Origin of the sequence: Listeria kieliensis (assembly GCF_003369925.1) — a bacterium.
GTDB classification, from domain to species: Bacteria; Bacillota; Bacilli; order Lactobacillales; family Listeriaceae; genus Listeria; species Listeria kieliensis_A.
On sequence record NZ_LARY01000001.1, the window covers coordinates 204127 to 224383 of the forward strand.

The following is a 20257-nucleotide window of genomic DNA, read 5'->3' on the forward strand; positions in this document are numbered from 1 at the left end:
TTGCCTCCTTCGCAAGATATGGATTTCTGATGACTTTTTGATATAATAAATGCAATGATTTTGACGGGAGAAGATCGCGATGCTAGAAAAAATTTCGATGGTGCAGCAGTTGTCAGATTCAGATGAAGCCTTGCGCACCTTTATTTTTAAAAATCCAGCGCAAATTTTCCAGCTTTCTGCTCGAGAAATTGCCGCTAAAATTCCTTGTTCGTCTGCGACTGTCACACGATTTGTGAAAAAATGTGGGTTTCTTTCGTTTCGTGATTTCCAAATTTATATTCGAAATGAAGTCGAAAACATGACGGGAACGAGTATGACGAAGCGGATTTTCTTGGAACAGATTTTTGTCGACCAAGTATTCGAAGCCGATATTAATGAGCAAATTACACGAGTCGGTGAGCTTTTTCAAGCGGCTGACTGGATTTGTTGTATCGGGATGGGCTCTTCTGGCATTATGGCTGAATATGCTGCACGGAAGCTCAATATGATCGGTTTTAAGGCGCTTTCTTCTAATGAACCTTATGCGCCGTTTTTAAAGCGAGAAGCGAAAGAAAATGGGAATGTAGTCCTGCTTTTTTCAAGTTCTGGTGAAACACGCGAAATGGTCGAGCTCGCGCAGCTGCTCAAGTCTTATGACAAGACGATTATCAGCGTGACGAATTCAGGCGATAATTTGCTTGCGAATTTGTCTTCTATCAATTTGTGTTATTACACGGAAAAGCAACGTTTACCTTATCAGTTCGATTTATCTTCGCAAGTCCCAGTTGTTGCTTTGATTGAATACTTAGTGGCATATTGCTATCACTTACAAGCAGCAGAGAATTAATTCTCTGCTGCTTTTTCTTGTTCGAGTGAGCATTCTTGTTGGTATTCTTTTTTGTCGGCCATTCGAAAGAACGGATACCATGTTAAGATGTTGACAATAAGTAGCACGATGAAAACAAGGAAATACGGGAACCCACCTTTTAGGAACATCACAATAGGCGCAGGCGTTGTAAAAGGCATGGCAATTAGTGGGTTGTACTTCGAAAAATCTAGGAACGACATCATTCCCCAAGCGATTCCGCCCATTAAGGCGGGGGAAATGACCATTGGAATGAAGAAAAATGGATTTAACATCAGCGGCATCCCGAAAATGAGCGGTTCATTGATATTGAAGATGACAGGAGGACCAGCTAATTTGAAAAGTTGTTTATAGCGCGCTGATTTTGCTCGGAACATGGAAATGACGAGTCCATAAGTTGCGCCTTGACCGCCAAAGCCATTTCCGCAAACATAAGAAACAACGGCCATGGCAAGGTAAGGCAGTTCTTGATGATGCTGGAAAGCGACCATGTTTGCTGTCATATTTGCGGTTAGTGTCGGCATCACAACGCCGTAAACCATGTTGGGATGGATACCGAAGAACCAAAGCAAGTTCGCGATTGTGAAAATCAAGATAATCGCGATGGGAGACGCGGTTAAATGCTGTAGTGGTGCTTGAACGAGCATGGTGATGAAGGCAAAGATATTTTCAAAGGGTGTATAAGAAAATAATACGCGGACAATGAAGAAAATGACAAGAATAATGCCGGATAAAATGGCTGGACTTAGGGATTCGGATACGTTTGTTGGAACGGAATCGGGCATTTTGATGGTGATGTTTTTCTTGATGAGATAGGAATAAAGTAAACCGACGGCATAGCCAACTAAGATGGCAACGAAAAGTCCAGATCCACCTGTATAGAGCATTTGGAAGGCTTCCACATTCGAACTGGATTTGATGAGCGCTTGTGCTGGGAATTTCGTCACGTTTTCGCCTAGGATGTAGGTTTGAATTGCTTGTGGCATGAGAAGGAAAAACGCTGCTATCGCAAGTAAACCTGCTGGCATGGGATCATGGCCATCTTTTTTAGCGTAAATGTAAGCAAAGTTGAACACTACATAGACGGAAAGCAAATTGATGGTTGCCCCAAGTGCAGCATTGAAATGGGGCGTTAGACCGATATTTTTCAGCCATTCAATCCAAATAGGGATCGGGAAATTTCCAATGATCATTAGGAGAGCAACGCCCAGTGTAATGGGAGTTGTGCGCATGAAGGCTTCTGCTAGAGCGCTAAAAAATTTGCTGCGGTTCATTCGGGCAGCTACAGGGCCAATAAATTTGTTTAAGAAACGTTCCAATTTTTCCATCAGTCATTCTCCTTTTTTGTTAAACTGGCGCCGTTTGTTGCGATTACTTCTTGGTACCAATAAAAACTCTTTTTTTTGTAGCGATTTAGTGTTTTTTCTGAGGTTTCATCGCGGTCGACATAGACGAAACCATAGCGTTTTTGGTAGCCGTTTAGCCAGCTAAGCAGATCTGTGAAGCTCCACGAACAATAGCCTAAAACTTGCACGCCATCGGTTATCGCTTCTTGAACTTGCTTTAGGTGCTGCTTTAAATAGTCGATGCGGTATGAGTCGTCAATTTCGCCATTTTCAAATTGATCGTATTCGCCAAGACCGTTCTCAGTAATCAAAACGGGTAGCGCATAGCGGCTTTCGATCGTGCGAAGAGCGGAGCGAATCCCAACCGGGTCAATGGTCCAATCCCAGTTCGTTTGCTCAAGATATGTGTTCTTCGTAAATTTGCTCACGGAAGGAATCGAAATGGAGCGACTTGTGCCTTTCTTGCCAGAATGGTTCATCTGCATGCCTTCTTGGGATAAAGAGAGCGCATCATTTTTTGTTACGGTGGCGGATTGATAATAATTCAGTCCAATGAAATCTGGCTTTCCTTTTGCGAGAAGGGCGTAATCGGCTTTAGTTGGCTCTGTCATTAGCCCTTGTTCAATCAATTGTTTTAAAACTGTGCGAGGATAATAGCCCCGCGCGTACACATCTAGCCAAAAGAAATCCATCAGTTCTTCGGTATCCATTTTAGCGAGCACGTTTTCAGGATCGGCATTTAATGCGTAAATGGGACTAAAATTGAAACTTGGACCGATTTGTCCGGGATAGTTTCCTTCACGAAATGCGGCGATAACTGACGCATTTGCAAGGTTCGCAATGTGATTGGCACTTAGCGTGCGTTTCAAGTCTTTTACTTTCGGCGGATGAAGGCCGAGCAGGTAGCCATGCGTGATGAAAACATTTTGTTCGTTTAAAGAAATCCAGTATTTAACGCGATCTGAGAAAGCTTCAAAGAGCACTTTGGCATAGTTCGTAAAGTCCTGGATAAGTTCTCTAGATTCAAAACCGCCATACTCATCTTGTAATGCTTGCGGCAAGTCCCAGTGATAGATCGTCACGATAGGTTCGATTTGATATTTTACTAATTCGTCGATCAGCGCGTTGTAAAAGTCCAGTCCGGCTTGATTGATTTCTCCTTTGCCATTTGGAAAGATGCGCGCCCAAGAAACAGAAAATCGGTAAGCTTTCAGTCCTTGTTCGGCCATTAAGGCAACGTCTTCTAGGTAGCGGTGATAATGGTCAACTGCGATGTCGCCAGTGGTGTCTTGGAAAGTCGTTCCAGGTTTTTTCACGAAAACGTCCCAAATGGATTCCCCTTTTCCGTCTGCGTCATGAGCACCTTCAATTTGGTAAGCGGCGGATGCGCTTCCCCATAAAAAATCAGCTGGAAAGGCGTCTAAGTGTTTGTGTTTCATGGTCATTCCTCTCTTCATCGGTTTTTATTACCTTTTCATCATAGAAGATTCTTTTTGAAAATGTAAGCGCTTTTTTTGATTTGTGCAACGCGTTTCAGGAATTTGAAACAGAAAAACAGAAATTCTATAGGTAAAACGATTGAGAAAAGTAAAATTTACTGGTTTTTCCGTATATTTGAATTCGCTTTCTTTTTTTTATTCGCAAAAACGTCGTAAAAACTGGGTTTTCAGATTGAAATGAGGATGAATTCATGTTATGATGTCTATTAGATGTTTATTAGGTTTTGTATGTATAGCCTAGTGAGTTAGAGGGCTTTTTTTATTTGATACGTCGAATTGTCGATTTCAGAGCGTTTTGGAAATTACCAAGTGGTGAATAATTCAAAAAGAAATCATAGTTTAGTAACTGGAAGAATGAAAGTGAGTCAATCATTTTCATTTTTTATGTAGATCGTAAAGATTCATCATAAGCGTATGATGAGGATAAAGCTCTCCTGAAAAAACTTTAAGAAGATAAAGGAGAAATGACATTGACAAAGTTTTCAGAGTTTGGTCTGGACGAAAAAATTGTAAAATCTGTTAAAAGAATGGGATTTGAAGAGGCAACACCGATTCAAGAAAAGACGATTCCAATCGGTCTTGAAGGAAGAGACTTAATTGGACAAGCACAAACAGGGACGGGAAAAACGGCTGCGTTCGGTCTTCCGATGATCCAAAAAATTGATCAAAAGAATTCCAATGTACAAGGTTTAATTATTGCACCGACACGCGAACTTGCGATTCAAGTTTCGGAAGAGCTGTACAAGTTAAGCTATGACAAGCATGTACGAGTACTTGCGGTTTATGGCGGTTCGGATATTAGCCGTCAAATTCGTTCGTTAAAGAAAAACCCGCAAATTGTTGTCGGAACACCAGGTCGTATTCTTGACCATATTAATCGGCGCACGCTGAAGCTAGATCACGTTGAGACACTTGTGCTTGATGAAGCAGATGAAATGCTTAACATGGGATTCATTGATGATATTGAATCCATTTTGAAAGAAGTCCCAGATGAACGCCAAACTTTACTATTTTCTGCAACGATGCCGGATCCAATTCGTCGTATTGGAGAACGCTTCATGCATAGCCCAGAACTTATTCGTGTTAAAGCGAAAGAAATGACAGCACTTTTGATTGAACAATTCTTTATTAAAGTGCATGAAAAAGAAAAATTTGATGTTTTAAGTCGTTTACTAGATGTACAATCGCCTGAGCTTGCCATTGTATTTGGACGGACGAAGCGTCGTGTCGATGAGCTTTCGCGTGCACTTGATATGCGTGGTTATGTGGCTGAAGGAATTCATGGTGACTTAACACAAGCGAAACGGATGAGTGTGCTACGTAAATTTAAAGAAGGAAAAATCGATGTTCTTGTTGCAACAGATGTTGCGGCTCGTGGACTAGATATTTCAGGCGTTACACACGTTTATAACTACGATATTCCGCAAGACCCAGAAAGCTATGTCCACCGAATTGGTCGTACTGGTCGTGCTGGGAAAGAAGGTATGGCGATTACTTTCGTACAACCGCGCGAAATGGGTTACCTTCGTACAGTGGAGCAAACAACGAAGAAAAGAATGCAACCTCTTAAGCCACCAACTTGGGATGAGGCTTTTGCTGGGCAACTTCGTCTTGCGACAGAAAAAATCACAGAAATTATTACAGAAGAAAATCTAGCGGATTATAAAGCAGTTGCAAGTGAATTGCTTGAAAACTATGATGCAACTGATATTGCAGCAGCAATGCTTAAAATGCTTGCAAAAGAACCGGATCAAACGCCAGTTCACATCACAGAAGAGCGTCCACTTCCATCTCGCGGTGGCGGCGGAAAAGGCAAAGGTAATTACCGTGGTGGCGGCAAAGGGAACTATCGTGATCGCAACAACAGCGGCAAAGGTCGACGTGGATCAAGCAATGGTTCACGTGATCGTCGCGGCGGCGGAAAAGGTAATTACTATAAGAAATCAAATAACAATAAATAATTGTTGTGTATAAAGTAAAAAGCAGTAATCTGAAGAAAAGTTTTCTCAGATTACTGCTTTTTGTTTGGACTAAATCCGGATTACCAAATGAAGGGGATCAGTTTTTTAGTAATTTTTTGGTAAGCCTCAAATTGTTTGCCATATTTACCAAGTAAATATTTGTCTGCATTTGGAATGTAAGAGAACATAAAAAGTAAGAGCAGAAAAATAGGAATGATCATGGCCCACCAGTTTAACGTCACAAGAGCAAATCCTGCTACCCAAAGCACGTCGCCAAAATAGTTAATGTGGATCGCATATTTGAATAGTCCGCCTGTATATAGTTTTCCTTTGTTGGCTGGGTCATCTTTAAAGGGTTTTCGAAGTAACTCGGAGGCGGTATTAATAAAGCTCCCAATTAAAAAAAGAGCAATGCCAATTAGGTACATGCTCATGCTGAAAGAACTATGATGATAGATCGCAAATAATGGAAATCCAATATAATAAATCGCAAATGCAGTGCTATTTCCGAGCGCTTCTTTCCAACTAATTCCTCTAGGGAGCCAAATAAAACTCATGGCGTTGAGGCGAATAAACGTGATTAGTAAGCAGAAATAAAGCGTGTAACTCACAACATTCGTTAAATCTGAGCTTGCGATTAAGTAGAAAGCAAGCGTCAAATAAACAAGCTGGATGATTAATGTAAATATCTTTGATCCAAGCGTTTTTTGCTTGATTCCATACATAAATTTATCCTCCTTTTTTTCCAGTTTGTCACAATAAAAGGAAATTATCAATAGAAAAGAAGGAGGGCTCACTAAATGAAAAAAGTGCCTAGCTTGATTCCTAGGCACTTTTTGCTTTTAAATGGCTTATTTCATGGTGTTCACGATTAAACCAATATGTGTAAAGTAATTCATAACACCGAACGCTACAAAGATAATTCCTGCGATTAGCCAAAGTGTTTTCACGGTTTTTACTAGCCCGGCCGCAGGATTTTTCTTCAAGATGAGTGGGAAAAGTGCGGCACCAAGCCCAGTGATGGCATAAAGTAGCGAAATGAAGCTAGCTTCAACAAGGGGATAATCAGCAAGGAGCCCAGAAATAGGTTCTTCTTTCGGTGCGGCGAAAAGCTGGAATGTCACGCCGGCAATGCCAATCGCGATAAGTGCAAGCCCCATAGCTGCCCCAAAATAGGAAAGTGGTTTTAAGAGGCCAGGCAAATCCTCTTGAAGCCGTTTAGCGATAACCTTGTCGTTTCTTGCGTCCAGTTTTTCCTCACGCATGTAAACTTGGTTGCGTCTGCGAAGTAAATACGCTGTAGCAAGAAGCAAAACGCCGAATGCGAGTACCGGTTCGCCAAAAATGATGTCGTCAAATGGAAAGCCGATTTTGGAAAGCGGCCAGGTGAGTGACATGTGGGCACCTGTGAGTGTTAAAATGAAGCCCGGAATAGCGAAGCCAACAACCCAGCCATCGAGCTGACCGATTTCCTCTTTTTGAAGTTTTCTCCCAAATTGTAAAATAAGCAGTAAAGCAATCCCTGTTGTAACGGACATGATGGTATTGTAAACAGCCGTATTCGACCAATCAATAACCATTGTTACTCCCCCTTTTTGAATAGATTCATTTATTACTATAACACCATCTGAAAGGGTTTTCTTCTGTTCTGTTTGGGAAATCGTGCACAAGTAAATAAAAGAGACAATATCTGGCTAGTTTTTTTATGAAGTTCAACAGCAAAATTCTGATAAAAGCCTTTGAATTTAATGAAATAATAAGTTTGGCGGTTGTATATTAGAAGTTTTGAGATGTTTGTGATCCGCAAAATAGGCTTTTAATTATTTAAAAATAGATTTCGGTGAAATTCAAAAAATCTGGAGGAAATTTTCCCCTCCAGATTTTAGCTTAGTCCCCTCCAGGGATTAGCGTTTGGTTTTCAAGTGCGAACCGTTTGTTGTGTCGCAGTGTGAGTACCAATATGAGAAGTACATTTGCGACTACGATAATCGAAAGCAAGATCAAGGAACTGTGCAAGTACACAGAAATTCCAAGTCCAGAAGAAATCGCATCACGGAAACTATAAACGGTATAACTCATCGGTAAGAATGGATGAATTGCGTTAAAGAATCCATTGGTAAGTGGCATTGGGAAAGTTCCTCCAGCTCCACCAAGTTGAAGTACGAGAAGTACCATTGCAAAGAATCGACCCGGATTTCCAAGTGTAATCGCAAGGAACATAACAAGGAACATAAAGGTTAATGAAGTTAAAACAGACGTTAAAATAAAGGCACCAACGTGATCTACATGTAGACCAAGCATTAACATAATTGAATCCAAAATAAGCGCTTGAAGGACAGCCGCAGAAGCTCCGATAGAAGCCTTGCTAAGCCACCATGAAATCCCGCTTGTTGGATCCACTGCGGGACGTCGAATCGGGAAGATAAAGTTAAAGACAAGCGCCCCAACATACAGACCGAGCGAAAGAACATAAGGTGCAAGACCATGCCCGTAATCAGGAACTTCGCTCATTTTGTGTTCCGTTAATTTAGTTGGCGATGCGAACATATTGAATGTCTTATTCGAAGCTTTTGTATCGTTTACTTGTTCTGCGCCATCTTTTAGCTTCCCAGCAAGCTCTTTGGAACCATCCCCAACTTGCTTGATGCCTGTTCCAAGATCAGCAGATCCAGTTGCTAGTTTGCTAGCGCCATTATTAATTTCAGAAGCGCCATTTCCTAATTGACCAATTCCATTATTTAAAAGAGGAAGTTGGTTGTTCATTTGGTTCAAACCACCAGTTAGCTCGTTTGCACCACTTGCAAGTGTAGCACTGCCAGTATTTAATGCTGCGTTGTTACTAGTAAGTGTCTGAAGCCCGCCGTTTAGAGATCCAATACCGTCTGTTACTTGTTTGGAGCCGCTGTAGAGCGCATCAACACCATTTGACAGAGTTGGAATGGACGATGTAAGTTGGTTTGTACCAGAAGCCAGTTTAGTACCGCCATTAGATAAAGCACCCAGTGCCGTAGAAATTTGATTAAATGTACCTATAGTTGTTTCTGTTTTACCAACAAGCTCATTTGTACCGCTCGCAAGTGTAGGCACCTGTGCATTCAGTTTGTAGATAGCATCAGCTACTGTATTACTGCTTACTTTTAATCGATCAATCCCAGCATTAATATTTGTATAAGCACTAGATTGTCTATCTAATACTTGTTCAGCGCCACCTTTAGCACCATCTTTAGCTGCTTCAATAACTTTTTTTACTTCTGGAGTTGAAAGGTCTACACCCGTTTTCTTCACAGCACTGTCAATTCCAGCATCAATTGCAGAATTGAACTCTTTATTGCTTGCTTGAAGTTTTGCAACCCCAGCTTGAACTTGATTTAAGCCCGCTGTTAGCTCATTTTGATTGATTTCATTTGAAGAACTAACGGATTTATTTAAATTTTGATTTAACTGTGCAACAGCCGTTTCTAGACTATTTGCCCCGTTTTTCAGTTCTTGCAACTTTTGTTTTTGTGCGGGTGTATTACTTTCTTTTAGTCCCGCATCCACATTCTGCTTAAGTTCAGTGATGCCGCTATTTAACTGTTGTACACCGCCATTTAGTTGTGTAGCACCAGAAGAAAGAGCGGGAACTTGATTTTTAAGCTTTGTAAGTCCATCAGTTACTTGATTAGAACCAGGATAAAGTTTAGCTGAGCCATCAGCTAATTTTTTTGTGCCGTCTGTATAAGACCCTAGTTTTGAGCTGAACTCATTTTCACCAGCGCTAAGGGACTTAGCACCATCAGCTAATTTTTTCGTCCCAGCAGAAGCTTCATTTACGGCAACTTGAATTTGCGAAGTGCCGTCTTTAAAAGTGAGTGTACTATCCGCAAGTGTATTTAACCCATTTGTGATCGTTTTATTTCCATCTGCTAACTTCGCACTACCGTCATCTAATTTTTTAGCGCCATTTGCAGCAGTCGACATGCCTTTACCAACTTCTTTAATTTGAGCAAAAACACTTTTAGCATATTCTTTTGTAATACTTGTTGCTACTTGCGATTTTAATTGATTTGCCCCTTGTTCTGTCACCACTTCGCCAACGTAGTTTTGCGAAGGATTGATTTTGTAAGATAAGTTCATTTTTTGAGGGTTTTTATCAAGCAGAGTCGAGGCGTTTTTCGAGAAGTTTTTTGGAATGGTGACAACCATATAATATTTGCCATCCTTAATTCCTTGCTCTGCTGATTTTTGACTGACAAAATGCCAATCCAAATCGTTGTTTTTCTTTAAATTATCCACGAGTTCATTTCCGACATCGAGTGTTTGCCCGCCATATTCGGTTTTCTGATCGTGATTGACCACTGCAACAGGAAGATCTCCTGTTTTACCATAAGGATCCCAAACCGATTTTAAGAAGAAACCGCCATATAAAATCGGAATGAATAAAATAACAATGGAAGAAATCAGCAGGATTTTATTTTTCCCGAACTGCATCCATTCGTTTTTTAACATATTCACTTTCTAATCAACACCAATCTAAAAATTTAATTCTGGACGACTTTCGTTCCAGTTTTTGAACGGAAGCTCCTCTTGACCAAGCGTTTCAAGCAATAAATCTGCGACAGTATGGTTTTTAAGCACTTCTTTCCAAGCTGCGTCTGCTTTTTGAAAAGTTTCGGTTACTTTTCTTTCTCCTTTAGAAGCCACATTTTTACGAATATCTCCAAACACCGTTTTAATAAGCCCAGTATCCGGATAACTCGAGAGGTCGCTTTCAACGGCTTCTACGATTTCAAGCAGCGAAATTTTTTTCGGACTTTTGGCTAAAGAAAATCCACCGTTGTTTCCAGAAACGGAGCGAATGATTTCTTTAACGACTAATTTTCGCATGATCTTTTTTAAGTAAGAAGAAGAAACTTGCAAACGTTCGCTGATCACATCCGACGCAAGTGGCGCCGAACTATCTTGCGTAGAAAGTAGTGTGATGATACAAACCGCTTGTTCTAAACTTCGTGTTAGTCTCAACAGATTCACCTCGCTTTTTGGTAAACGCTTTAGAGATAACAAATATCTATTATGGATACTCATTATCTATGACAATTATAATGATTTCCATTAAAAAAGCAAGCTCTAAATCTTGTTTTTTCTTGAAGGGGTTTTCATTTTTTTAAAACTGCGCTATAATAATGTGATTTTAAAAAACGTAGTTCGAAACCATCCTACGTAAAAAAACTAGGGAGAGATTAATAGTGAAAATGAAGTGGATTACAACGAATGCGATTGTTGCAGCCCTCTATGTGGTCATGGGCTTTATTGTTCAGCCGCTTGTTTATGGAGCTGTCCAATTTCGTGTTCCAGAACTGTTCAATCATTTGATTGTGTTCAACAAGAAATTTTTCTGGGGAATTATACTCGGCGTTTTTATAACGAATCTGTTTTCGCCACTTGGTTGGTATGACCTTGTTTTCGGTGTTTCACAGTCCGTTATTTCCATGCTCATCATGTTTATCGTGATGCATTATTTGAAAGGGCAAGTTGCAAGAATGATTGCGAATACGCTAGTTTTCTCGTTGACGATGTTTATGGTCGCATTTGAGCTTTATCTGGCATTCGATGCACCGTTTTTCGCAAGCTGGCTATTTTCAGCCATTGGAGAACTCACGGTGATGGGGATTGGCATTCCGATTATGTATATGTTAAATAAGCGAATGAAACTGGATTCGCTTTAAATATTTGAAAAAGAGCTGGAACGTTAATCTGTTCCAGCTCTTTTTATGTCACGTAGTGAAGCAAGAACCTTCAGTCTTGCTTGTACGGTTTTGTGTTCAGATTTTTTCGGAGTAAGCCCTGACAAAGTGATAAGAAGCCTAAGCTCAGTTTTCTTGCCTTCTGAGTTTATTTCAGCGATAGTTAAGTAATTTTCACCATTTATAAAATCACGAAGAATAAGCTTGTGTTCAGTTGTCAGCTTTTGTATAGCAAACGTTTCGTGAGTAGTAGTGTAAGTGATGCGAGCGAGTTCTTTTGAGGTGAATTGAATTTTCACTTGATTATTTTGAACGGTAACAAGTGGCGCTCCAATCGAATAGTCGCGTGCCAGAAATAAATCAGTCAAGTCTTCTGAGGTTTGGTTAGACTGCAAAACTTCTGTTTCTGGTGTGGCCATCACTTTTGCAGTCGGAGCAGAAAAGCTTGCCACCGAGAAAAGCAGACAGGCAATCACTCAATAAACCCATTTTTTTGCATCTTCTTTCTCCTCTCAAAAAATGTTATACTTAGCATAGCACGAAATGATGAACAAAAAATGAATAACATCTTAACTTTTGAAATAAAATAAGGGAGGGTATTATGGAACTTACCAATTTAGAAAAGAAATTGCCTGAAAAAATAAAAAGAGTTTGGCAGCTTTCCTATGGATTTGTGGGGAGTCTTTTAATTTTAGCCATTATTGCAAGCTACTTTATTTTTTCAGCAACAGATGTGAATCTCTGGTTTAGTGCGATTATAGTCGTAGTCGCATTGCTTTATTTTATTATCGTTTATGGCTTTATTATCCCGTTTCGATGGGCAAGATGGAGCTATCAAATTAAGCATGATGAAATCGAAATTCAACATGGCATTATTTTTCGGAAACGCGTGCTCATTCCGATGATTCGGATTCAACATATTGAAACGTCGCAAGGTCCACTACTTAGGCAACAAAATTTGGTCTCACTTTCGATTACGACGGCAGCAGGGGCAAAGGAAATTGAGGCAGTGAATGCTTCGGAATCTGATGAATTGCGGGAATACATCCTCAGTCTTGTAAAGGTGGCGAAAGAAGATGTATAGCGAACGCAGATTGCATCCAATTGCCCTTTTGAAAGAGCTCTTTGATAATTTGCGTAAGAGTATCGTCCCAGTAGTTGTCGGTTTATTTTCAGTTTTTCAAGGAATCAAAAATAATCAATGGCTTCTAATGTGGCTTTTGCCTGTTCTTATTGTTATCGCTGTCTTTGCTATGTTTATTCCTGCAGTGGTCAAATATTGGACTTATTGCTATACGCTTGAAGAAAAAGGGCTGCGCATCAAATACGGTTTAATTTTCCGAAAAAACATTTTTATTCCATATGAAAGAATTCAGACCGTTCAGCAGAAGCAGTGGTTTTTCTTCATTCCATTTGGGGTGGTTCAAATTCTTGTTGAAACGGCAGGAACGAGCGGGAAAGCGGAAGCTGATTTGAGTGCGGTGCCAAAAAGTGTGGCGCAAGAACTCAAAGATTTAAGAGATGGCAAAAAAGTAGAAAATGTAGATGAACAAGTCACACAAGACTATTCAGGTGTACATAATGAATCCGAGACAAGCATTCGGACAGTAGAACTAAAAACAAAAGAACTACTACTTATGGCCGTGACATCAAGTGGTGTGTTCGGAAGTTTTGTCCTTGTTATTGCATTTGTGTCTCAAATCTGGGATGCTATTCCAAAAGATTGGCTTGCATCAGGCTTTGAACAAGCCATCCAATTAGGCGTTTTACTGTTTGCTATTTTAGCGATTTTACTGTTGATCGTTTTATGGATTTTTTCCATCATTTTAACTCTGTTTAAATTTTTCCAATTCAAACTGCATCAATTTGAAGACCATCTTATGATTGAAAAGGGCTTGTTTGAGCGAGATACAACAACGATTAAATATGAACGCATCCAAGGAGTTGTAATTGCAGAATCTCCATTACGACAGATGCTTCGACTTGTGAGCGTGAAGATCATCACGGCAGGAGGTGCCGATGAAGAGAAACAATCGGGCGACATTTTGCTCATCCCGATCATGAAAAAGAAGCTTGCACTTGAGACAATTAAAGAGATGTTACCGGATTATCACTTTGAAGAAACAAAGATTGAGAAGTTGCCAAAGCAAAATCGAGCGCGCTTTTTGATGATTTATCTTGTTTGGTCACTGATTCCGTTTCTTATTTTAAGTGCGTTTTTCTACCCCTATGGGCTTATCGCAGTACTTCTTCCTCTTCTTGGTGGGTTAAAAGCCGTGGCAAGTTTTCGTGCAACAGGTTTTAGCGTAAGTGCAGGAACACTTTTGCTTCGTGCGCGCCCGTTTCTTTCTAAAACGACTTATTTGATTAGAAAAGAACGAATCCAGTCCATGAAAGTTTCAAGAAGTATTTGGATGGAGCGTACGAAAACCAATCATTTAAGTGTTGCTTTAAAATCTGGGAATTCGGAAATGACTCCGTTTTTACGGTATCTTGCAGGGGAACAAACAGAGAGACTTTACAAATGGTATCGCCCAAATAATTAAAGAAAGCTGTACTCCAAAATCTGGGGTACAGTTTTTACTTACCCAAAGTAAGCATCTTGCTTGCAAATTGAGTGGGATTCTCCTACAATATACAAAGCATAGAACGTGTGGCAAAGTGAACAAACTGTGACTATTAATCCTCCTTATTTCATCGGAATAATAGGTTTTGCGATAATTAAGGAAGAAAAAGAACAAAAGGAGAACGAAAACATGAAAAAGATAGCAGCGTTTTTACTGACTTCAATTTTGGCGGTAGTTTTAACTGCTTGCGGTGGGAGCGGAAACTCTTCAAAGGATAATGACATGAAAAAAATCGAAAAAGAGGGAACCATCACAGTTGGGACAGAAGGTACTTATCGCCCCTTTACTTTTCATGATTCGAAAACGAATAAATTAACTGGATTTGATATTGATGTCGTGAAAGAAGTTGCGAAACGACTAGATCTAAAAGTGAAATTTGAAGAAACACAATGGGATTCCATGTTTGCCGGACTTAATTCTTCTCGCTTTGACGTGGTTGCTAACCAAGTTGGAATCAATAAAGACCGTGAGAAAAAATATGATCTATCAGTGCCTTATTCGAAAAGCACAGCTGTTATCGTAACAGCCAAAGACAATGATTCAATTAAATCTGCCAAAGACTTAAAAGGCGTGAAAGTCGCTCAAAGTCTGACAAGTAATTACGGGAAAATCGCGAAAGAAGCGGGTGCGGATATTCAATCGGTTGACGGGCTATCACAGTCGCTCACACTGATTAAACAAGGTCGGACAGATGCTACCGTTAATGATAAGCTCGCCGTGTTAGATTATATGAAGCAAACGAATGATGATAAAGTGAAAATCGCAGCTGAATTGAACAAAGAAACGAGCAGCAGTGCTTTTGCCTTTCGTAAGAATTCTGGCATCAAAGCAGCCTTTGATAAAGAACTGAAAGCTATGAAAAAAGACGGCACTTTAAAACAAATCTCAGAAAAATGGTTTGGACAAGATGTTTCTGAATAACTTCGTTTTAGGTGCTGTTTCGCTTGATAATTTGAACTTTGATGTGCTGAAAGAAGCGTTTTGGCCAATGGTAAAGGGCGGAATCGAGTATACGATTCCGCTTACGCTTTTATCTTTTATTATTGGAATGGTCATTGCACTTGTAATCGCACTTTTCCGTCTTTCAAGTTCGAAAATTTTTCGTGGAATCGGTCGCTTTTATGTCTCATTAATTCGCGGGACTCCGCTTCTTGTTCAACTGTTTGTTATCTTCTACGGTCTGCCAACAATTGGTCTTAAGTTTGATCCTTTTCCGGCCGCAATCATCGCTTTTTCACTGAATATTGGTGGGTATGGTGCAGAGATTGTGCGCGGTGCGATTCAGTCAGTTCCTAAGGGTCAGTGGGAAGCGGGCTACACAATTGGCATGAGCTATACGCAAGTATTGTTTCGGATCATCATCCCTCAAGCTGCTCGTGTTTCAGTTCCGCCGCTTTCTAATACATTCATCAGTTTGATTAAAGATACTTCACTAGCTTCACTTGTACTTGTTTCTGAGCTATTCCGTAAAGCACAAGAAATTGCAGCAACGAGTTACGAGTTTTTGCTTGTTTATATGGAAGCGGGACTGCTTTACTGGATTGTTTGTGTGTTTTTATCGGCGCTACAAGGGCGTCTCGAAAAACGGTTGGATCGCTATATCGCGAAATAAGGAGTGGAAGCTATGTATCTTGAAGCTAAAAATATTGAAAAAGCATTTGGAGAAAATCAAGTTTTGCGTGGCATTGATCTAAGCGTCAAAAAAGGAACAGTAACGGTTATTATCGGGCCTTCAGGATCTGGCAAAACCACCTTTTTAAGATCGCTCAATGCTCTTGAAATCCCTGAATCTGGCTCGCTGCGATTCGACGATTTGGAAATTGATTTTTCAAAGAAATTATCTAAAAAACAAATTACAGATCTTCGAAAAGAATCGACGATGGTTTTCCAAAATTATAATCTTTTCCCGCACAAAACAGCTCTTGAAAATGTTATGGAAGGCCCTGTTCAAGTGAAGAAAATGTCTAAAGAGGAAGCTCGCCGAGAAGCGCTAGAATTGCTTGAAAAAGTAAATTTAGCAGAACAAGCGGATCTTTATCCGTATCAGCTTTCAGGTGGCCAAGAACAACGAGTTGGGATTGCACGTGCGCTTGCGATGAAACCTAAATTGATTTTATTTGATGAACCCACATCAGCCTTAGATCCAGAACTAGTTGGGGATGTGCTCAAGGTCATGAAAAGTCTCGCAAGTGATGGCTGGACAATGATTGTTGTGACACATGAACTTAAATTTGCAGAGCAAGTGGCTGACGAAGTTATTTTTATGGATCAAGGAGTTGTCTGTGAACAAGGAAAACCTGAAGACATCTTTAGCGCACCGAAGGAACCAAGAACGAAGCAGTTTTTAGAGCGGATTTTAGATCCAATTTAAGGGGAAAAGCCTCACAAATTAACTAGCTTGACACGGCTATTCTTTGTAGGCTTTCTTTTTTTTGTGCTAAAATAGGAGAGCAAAAATGGTTAACAGAGAGGTGCTGAAAAGAATGAAACGCATAGTGATTATTGGCGGTGGACTTTCCGGTTTATCGGCGGCTTATACGCTTCACAAGATGGGACAAGAAGATATAAGTTTTGATTTATATGAAAAAGAATCACATTTTAACGGGAAATTTGAAACAGTGAAACGTGACGGGTTTTTAATTGAGAAAGGCCCTGACTCGTTTCTTGCAAGAAAAAAAGCAGGGGTTCAGTTAATCGACGAACTGGGACTTAGTGACGAACTCATCGCAAATGCAACGGGGAGGTCCTTTATTTATAACGGCAGCGGGTTATTTCCGATTCCAGAAGGCTCGGTTATGGGGATTCCGACGGATGAAGCGGCGCTTGCTGCGAGTAAATTAATTTCAGAGGCTGGAAAAGCATACGCCCTACAAGAAAAAACACGCCCGTATCAGCCGATTCAAAACGATACTTCACTGGGAGAATTCTTTGAAGCGCGCTTTGGGAAAGAGCTTGTAAAAGGCTTGATCGAACCTCTTTTATCGGGGATTTATGCAGGAAATATCTATAATATGAGTTTGCGAGCGACTTTTCCGCAGTTTGAGAAGGTGATTGAAAAAAGTGGCAGTTTAATGATGGGCTTACAGGAGCCGTCACAAGTCAATATGCAAACAACGGGAACGAAAAATACGGTGGGCGCTTTTAGGACTTTAAAAAACGGACTTTCTGAACTGCCGAATGCGCTTGTCAAGGCACTTCCAAGTGATTCCTTGCATGCTGGGAAAGAAGCGCTCAAGCTAGAACGAAAGGGGACTGGCTACAGCATTTTGTTCGCAGATGGTTCGCGGGAAGAAGCGGATGCCGTCTTGATTGCGGCAACGCACGACGTGGTGCTTAAGCTTCTGGATGCGGATACGGCTGCTCCATTTGAAAATTGCCCACTTTCTACACTTGCGACGATTTCACTTGCTTATGAAAGTGCTGACGTGGCTTCTTTAAAAGAAGGAACGGGCTACTTAGTTTCGCGTACGCGCGATTACCGGACGACCGCATGTACTTGGGTACACAAAAAATGGCCGCACATGGTTCCAGATGGGAAAATGTTATTGCGTGGCTTCATCGGAAAAGCTGGCGAAAATTGGATCGAAACGACATCAGATCAGGAATTAATCGATATGGTTTTGGCTGATTATAAAGAAATGATGGGACTAACGGAAACCCCTTTGTTTGCGGAAGTGAGCCGGATGCCGCACGCGATGCCACAATATGATGTGGGGCATTTAGAGCGACTTGCGACATTTAAAAACAACCTTGCTACGAACTATCCTCGTGTCCATGTTGCTGGGATGAGCTATGATGGCGTAGGAATTCCCGATTGTATCAGACAAGCAAGAAATGCGGCCAAACAAATGGCTGAAGAGGTGAATAAAGTTGATTAAAGGGATCGGACTCGATATGATAGATTTAGATCGAGTGAAGGCGGTTCTGGAACGGAACCCACGCTTCGTTGAACGGATTTTGACCCCAAAAGAAGAAGCGCTTTTTCAGGGCTACAGGGGGTCTAGGCAAATTGAATTTCTGGCAGGGCGTTTTGCCGCGAAAGAGGCCTACGCAAAAGCAAGTGGAACTGGATTCGGCAAAGACTTGAGTTTCACAGATGTTGAAATTTTAACGGGGGAAAATGGGGAGCCTTGTTTCATGCAGCCAAGGAAGTCAGAGGAGTTTGTTTTTGTAAGCATTACACATACAGGGAGGTCAGCAGCAGCACAAGTGATTATCGAGGCAAACGAAAGGAGAAGCTAAGATCATGAGTGAACTGAGAACTTACACGGGTGTACATCGTCCAACTTGGATAGAAGTGGATTTAAAGGCTATACAAGCAAATATTCAAAATGAACAACAACTTTTGCCCGCTGGAACAGAAATTTTTGCAGTTGTCAAAGCCAATGCCTATGGACATGGGATTTTAGAAGTGGCAAAAGCCGCAGAGCAGGCAGGCGCAACAGGTTTTTGCGTAGCGATTTTAGATGAAGCTCTTTACTTGCGTGAAGCAGGCTTTACGTGTCCGATATTAGTGCTTGGTGCGATTTTTAAAGCAGATGCAGCACTTGCAGCCGAACAAGATATTTCGATTACAGTTTATAACAAAGAATTTTTTGAAGGGTTATCTCTCCCAGATAAGCCACTTAAACTACATGTGAAAGTGGATACTGGAATGGGCAGACTCGGATTTCAAACAGAAAAGGAAGTTCTTCTCGCAGTGGAACAAATTGCAGCAGATCCTCGGCTTCAATTCGAAGGAATCTATACGCATTTTGCCACGGCAGATCAAAAAGAAACGAGTTACTTTGAAAAGCAACTACAAAAGTTTCGTTCAGTTCTGCTTCAGTTGGATCAGAAACCACGCTATGTGCATGCTGCCAATTCGGCGACAGCACTACTTCACGTGCAAGCAGATTTCAATATGATTCGGTTGGGCATTGCGATGTACGGTCTTACGCCGTCTGTTGAAATTGAGGATTCACTTCCTTATGAACTTAAACCGGCTTTGTCTCTTTATACAGAAATAGCACAGGTGAAAAAATTACTTCCAGGTGATCATGTGAGCTACGGGGCAACTTACGAAGCCAAACAGGAAGAATGGGTTGCAACGCTTCCAATTGGTTATGCAGATGGACTGCTTCGCCGGTTTAGCGGTTATCAAGTATTAGTAAATGGTCATCCTGCTGAAATTATAGGTCGGGTATGTATGGATCAAATTATTGTTCGATTAAATGATTATTATCCAGTAGGAACGGTTGTTACAATCATTGGGCAAAGTGGTTCTTTGAAACGAACTGCAACAGACGCTGCAGAATATCTTGGGACCATTAATTATGAAATTACCTGCGCGTTTTCGACTCGTGTCCCAAGAAAATATTTGGACTAAAACCGCTATCCGTGCTTTTCTAGTAAAAGGCGTTTATAATGAAGAGGCAAGAGCCGTCTATGCGTGTCTTCTTTAGTCGGAACACCTGAATGTATGGTTGAAAAATTTGATTTTCGGCTGAAAAAAAACAAGAAATTGCTTTTCTAATAACTCTTAGAATGGTACGATAGATGCATGGAGTAAGATGGTATCAATGCAACTTTGGGGGTGTAAGAGGTGTTAGAAAAAAAACAACAAAAAGAGATTTCTGTATCTCTAACACAAGATTTGCTTGAAGAACTTGATTTATTTGTGCAAAAAGAAAAAGTGGAGCGGAGTGAAGTAATCATGGAAGCGACGCAAGAATTTTTGAAGCGTAAAAAAGCGCGCGAAGTTCGTGTAGAAATGGAACAAGGCTACATTGAAATGGCAAAAATTAATTTTGCAATTGCTTGCGAATGCACCCATGCTGAGTCAGAAGCGGAAAATAGGAATATCGAAATATTAGGAGGTTAGGCCCTTGGTTAAGCGTGGTGATGTCTACTACGCAGATCTTTCCCCCGTGGTCGGAAGCGAGCAGGGGGGAACAAGGCCTGTTCTCATCATTCAAAACGACATTGGAAATCGTTTCAGTCCAACTGTGATTGTTGCAGCCATTACTGCGAAAATTCAAAAAGCAAAACTACCGACGCACATTGAAGCTACTAAGAAAGATGGCTTTGATCGAAACTCTGTGATTCTGCTTGAACAAATCCGAACAATCGACAAGCAGCGGTTGACAGACAAGATCACACATCTAGATGATGAATTAATGGAGAAGGTAAATCATGCCCTAGAAATTAGTTTAGGGATGATCGAATTTTAGATAATATACCTTATTCATTTGTCTTGAAGGATGGAAAATGCAAAT

20 protein-coding genes and 1 riboswitch are annotated in these 20257 nt (G+C 40.7%); of the genes, 13 read left to right on the plus strand and 7 right to left on the minus strand.

Annotated features, from left to right (window positions below):
- Positions 1–79 precede the first annotated feature (79 nt).
- Positions 80–826 (plus strand): MurR/RpiR family transcriptional regulator, encoded by a 747-nt coding sequence (locus UR08_RS01040; protein ID WP_115751820.1) that lies wholly within the window; start codon positions 80–82, stop codon positions 824–826.
- Here the strand turns inward: UR08_RS01040 and UR08_RS01045 are convergent.
- Together UR08_RS01045 and UR08_RS01050 are read right to left on the minus strand one after the other, a co-directional pair.
- Positions 823–2172: a PTS sugar transporter subunit IIC gene (locus UR08_RS01045; RefSeq protein ID WP_115751821.1), complete on the minus strand. Its 1350-nt coding sequence runs from the start codon at positions 2170–2172 to the stop codon at positions 823–825. The genes UR08_RS01040 and UR08_RS01045 overlap by 4 nt on opposite strands.
- Positions 2172–3629 (minus strand): glycoside hydrolase family 1 protein, encoded by a 1458-nt coding sequence (locus UR08_RS01050; RefSeq protein WP_115751822.1) that lies wholly within the window; start codon positions 3627–3629, stop codon positions 2172–2174. Before UR08_RS01050 ends, UR08_RS01045 begins: the two co-directional genes overlap by 1 nt.
- 530 nt (positions 3630–4159) lie before the next feature.
- On the opposite strand from UR08_RS01050, the gene cshA reads away from it, so the two are divergent.
- On the plus strand, positions 4160–5650 hold the full coding sequence (gene cshA, locus UR08_RS01055; RefSeq protein ID WP_115751823.1) for a degradosome RNA helicase CshA: 1491 nt from the start codon (positions 4160–4162) through the stop codon (positions 5648–5650).
- Between the two features lie 80 nt (positions 5651–5730).
- On the opposite strand, the gene UR08_RS01060 is transcribed toward cshA, so the two are convergent.
- From UR08_RS01060 to UR08_RS01075, 4 genes are all read right to left on the minus strand, one after another.
- Positions 5731–6375 (minus strand): DUF1295 domain-containing protein, encoded by a 645-nt coding sequence (locus UR08_RS01060; protein WP_115751824.1) that lies wholly within the window; start codon positions 6373–6375, stop codon positions 5731–5733.
- Positions 6376–6501: 126 nt separating this feature from the next.
- Positions 6502–7230 (minus strand): DUF981 family protein, encoded by a 729-nt coding sequence (locus UR08_RS01065; RefSeq protein ID WP_115751825.1) that lies wholly within the window; start codon positions 7228–7230, stop codon positions 6502–6504.
- Between the two features lie 307 nt (positions 7231–7537).
- The gene (locus tag UR08_RS01070) at positions 7538–10138 is read right to left on the minus strand and encodes a YhgE/Pip domain-containing protein (protein ID WP_115751826.1); all 2601 of its coding nucleotides are present in this window, start codon (positions 10136–10138) and stop codon (positions 7538–7540) included.
- Between the two features lie 24 nt (positions 10139–10162).
- Entirely contained in the window at positions 10163–10651 is a 489-nt protein-coding gene (locus UR08_RS01075; RefSeq protein WP_115751827.1) for an RrF2 family transcriptional regulator, read from the minus strand.
- Positions 10652–10823: 172 nt separating this feature from the next.
- Positions 10824–10868: riboswitch (PreQ1 riboswitch) on the plus strand.
- Positions 10869–10875: 7 nt separating this feature from the next.
- Here UR08_RS01075 and UR08_RS01080 point away from each other — a divergent pair.
- Positions 10876–11355 carry a QueT transporter family protein gene (locus UR08_RS01080; protein ID WP_115751828.1) on the plus strand — a complete coding sequence of 160 codons (480 nt, stop codon included), beginning with the start codon at positions 10876–10878 and terminating at the stop codon, positions 11353–11355.
- A gap of 23 nt (positions 11356–11378) precedes the next feature.
- Here the strand turns inward: UR08_RS01080 and UR08_RS01085 are convergent, their stop codons facing one another.
- On the minus strand, positions 11379–11849 hold the full coding sequence (locus UR08_RS01085; protein ID WP_115751829.1) for a hypothetical protein: 471 nt from the start codon (positions 11847–11849) through the stop codon (positions 11379–11381).
- A 125-nt stretch (positions 11850–11974) separates the two neighbouring features.
- On the opposite strand from UR08_RS01085, the gene UR08_RS01090 reads away from it, so the two are divergent.
- The 10 genes from UR08_RS01090 to UR08_RS01135 all read left to right on the plus strand — a co-directional run bounded on the left by UR08_RS01090 (position 11975) and on the right by UR08_RS01135 (position 20212).
- Positions 11975–12457 carry a PH domain-containing protein gene (locus UR08_RS01090; RefSeq protein WP_115751830.1) on the plus strand — a complete coding sequence of 161 codons (483 nt, stop codon included), beginning with the start codon at positions 11975–11977 and terminating at the stop codon, positions 12455–12457.
- Positions 12450–13919 (plus strand): PH domain-containing protein, encoded by a 1470-nt coding sequence (locus UR08_RS01095; RefSeq protein ID WP_115751831.1) that lies wholly within the window; start codon positions 12450–12452, stop codon positions 13917–13919. Before UR08_RS01090 ends, UR08_RS01095 begins: the two co-directional genes overlap by 8 nt.
- Positions 13920–14129: 210 nt before the next feature.
- Complete coding sequence (locus UR08_RS01100) at positions 14130–14921, plus strand: amino acid ABC transporter substrate-binding protein (RefSeq protein WP_115751832.1); 792 nt, start codon at positions 14130–14132, stop codon at positions 14919–14921.
- Entirely contained in the window at positions 14908–15612 is a 705-nt protein-coding gene (locus UR08_RS01105) for an amino acid ABC transporter permease (RefSeq protein ID WP_115751833.1), read from the plus strand. The genes UR08_RS01100 and UR08_RS01105 overlap by 14 nt, the downstream gene beginning before the upstream one ends.
- 12 nt (positions 15613–15624) lie before the next feature.
- Entirely contained in the window at positions 15625–16371 is a 747-nt protein-coding gene (locus tag UR08_RS01110; RefSeq protein WP_115751834.1) for an amino acid ABC transporter ATP-binding protein, read from the plus strand.
- A 112-nt stretch (positions 16372–16483) separates the two neighbouring features.
- Positions 16484–17878, plus strand: a complete 1395-nt coding sequence (hemG, locus tag UR08_RS01115) for a protoporphyrinogen oxidase (protein ID WP_115752675.1) — start codon at positions 16484–16486, stop codon at positions 17876–17878.
- On the plus strand, positions 17871–18242 hold the full coding sequence (gene acpS, locus UR08_RS01120; protein WP_115751835.1) for a holo-ACP synthase: 372 nt from the start codon (positions 17871–17873) through the stop codon (positions 18240–18242). The genes hemG and acpS overlap by 8 nt, the downstream gene beginning before the upstream one ends.
- A 4-nt stretch (positions 18243–18246) precedes the next feature.
- Positions 18247–19368, plus strand: coding sequence for an alanine racemase (alr, locus tag UR08_RS01125; RefSeq protein WP_115751836.1), 1122 nt, complete (start codon positions 18247–18249; stop codon positions 19366–19368).
- 216 nt (positions 19369–19584) lie between these two features.
- A complete protein-coding gene (locus tag UR08_RS01130; RefSeq protein WP_115751837.1) occupies positions 19585–19863 on the plus strand; it encodes a CopG family ribbon-helix-helix protein in 279 nt (92 codons plus the stop codon).
- Positions 19864–19867: 4 nt separating this feature from the next.
- Positions 19868–20212, plus strand: a complete 345-nt coding sequence (locus UR08_RS01135; RefSeq protein WP_115751838.1) for a type II toxin-antitoxin system PemK/MazF family toxin — start codon at positions 19868–19870, stop codon at positions 20210–20212.
- Positions 20213–20257 lie beyond the last annotated feature (45 nt).

Excerpts from the sequence above, each read along its gene's own strand:
- UR08_RS01095 (WP_115751831.1), top strand. The coding sequence starts at position 12,450 with ATGTATAGCGAACGCAGATTGCATCCAATTGCCCTTTTGAAAGAGCTC.
- hemG (WP_115752675.1), top strand. The coding sequence starts at position 16,484 with ATGAAACGCATAGTGATTATTGGCGGTGGACTTTCCGGTTTATCGGCG.
- UR08_RS01110 (WP_115751834.1), top strand. The coding sequence starts at position 15,625 with ATGTATCTTGAAGCTAAAAATATTGAAAAAGCATTTGGAGAAAATCAA.
- UR08_RS01040 (WP_115751820.1), top strand. The coding sequence starts at position 80 with ATGCTAGAAAAAATTTCGATGGTGCAGCAGTTGTCAGATTCAGATGAA.
- UR08_RS01100 (WP_115751832.1), top strand. The coding sequence starts at position 14,130 with ATGAAAAAGATAGCAGCGTTTTTACTGACTTCAATTTTGGCGGTAGTT.
- UR08_RS01070 (WP_115751826.1), bottom strand. The coding sequence starts at position 10,138 with ATGTTAAAAAACGAATGGATGCAGTTCGGGAAAAATAAAATCCTGCTG.
- UR08_RS01090 (WP_115751830.1), top strand. The coding sequence starts at position 11,975 with ATGGAACTTACCAATTTAGAAAAGAAATTGCCTGAAAAAATAAAAAGA.
- UR08_RS01050 (WP_115751822.1), bottom strand. The coding sequence starts at position 3,629 with ATGAAACACAAACACTTAGACGCCTTTCCAGCTGATTTTTTATGGGGA.
- UR08_RS01105 (WP_115751833.1), top strand. The coding sequence starts at position 14,908 with ATGTTTCTGAATAACTTCGTTTTAGGTGCTGTTTCGCTTGATAATTTG.
- UR08_RS01060 (WP_115751824.1), bottom strand. The coding sequence starts at position 6,375 with ATGTATGGAATCAAGCAAAAAACGCTTGGATCAAAGATATTTACATTA.
- UR08_RS01065 (WP_115751825.1), bottom strand. The coding sequence starts at position 7,230 with ATGGTTATTGATTGGTCGAATACGGCTGTTTACAATACCATCATGTCC.
- UR08_RS01045 (WP_115751821.1), bottom strand. The coding sequence starts at position 2,172 with ATGGAAAAATTGGAACGTTTCTTAAACAAATTTATTGGCCCTGTAGCT.
- alr (WP_115751836.1), top strand. The coding sequence starts at position 18,247 with ATGAGTGAACTGAGAACTTACACGGGTGTACATCGTCCAACTTGGATA.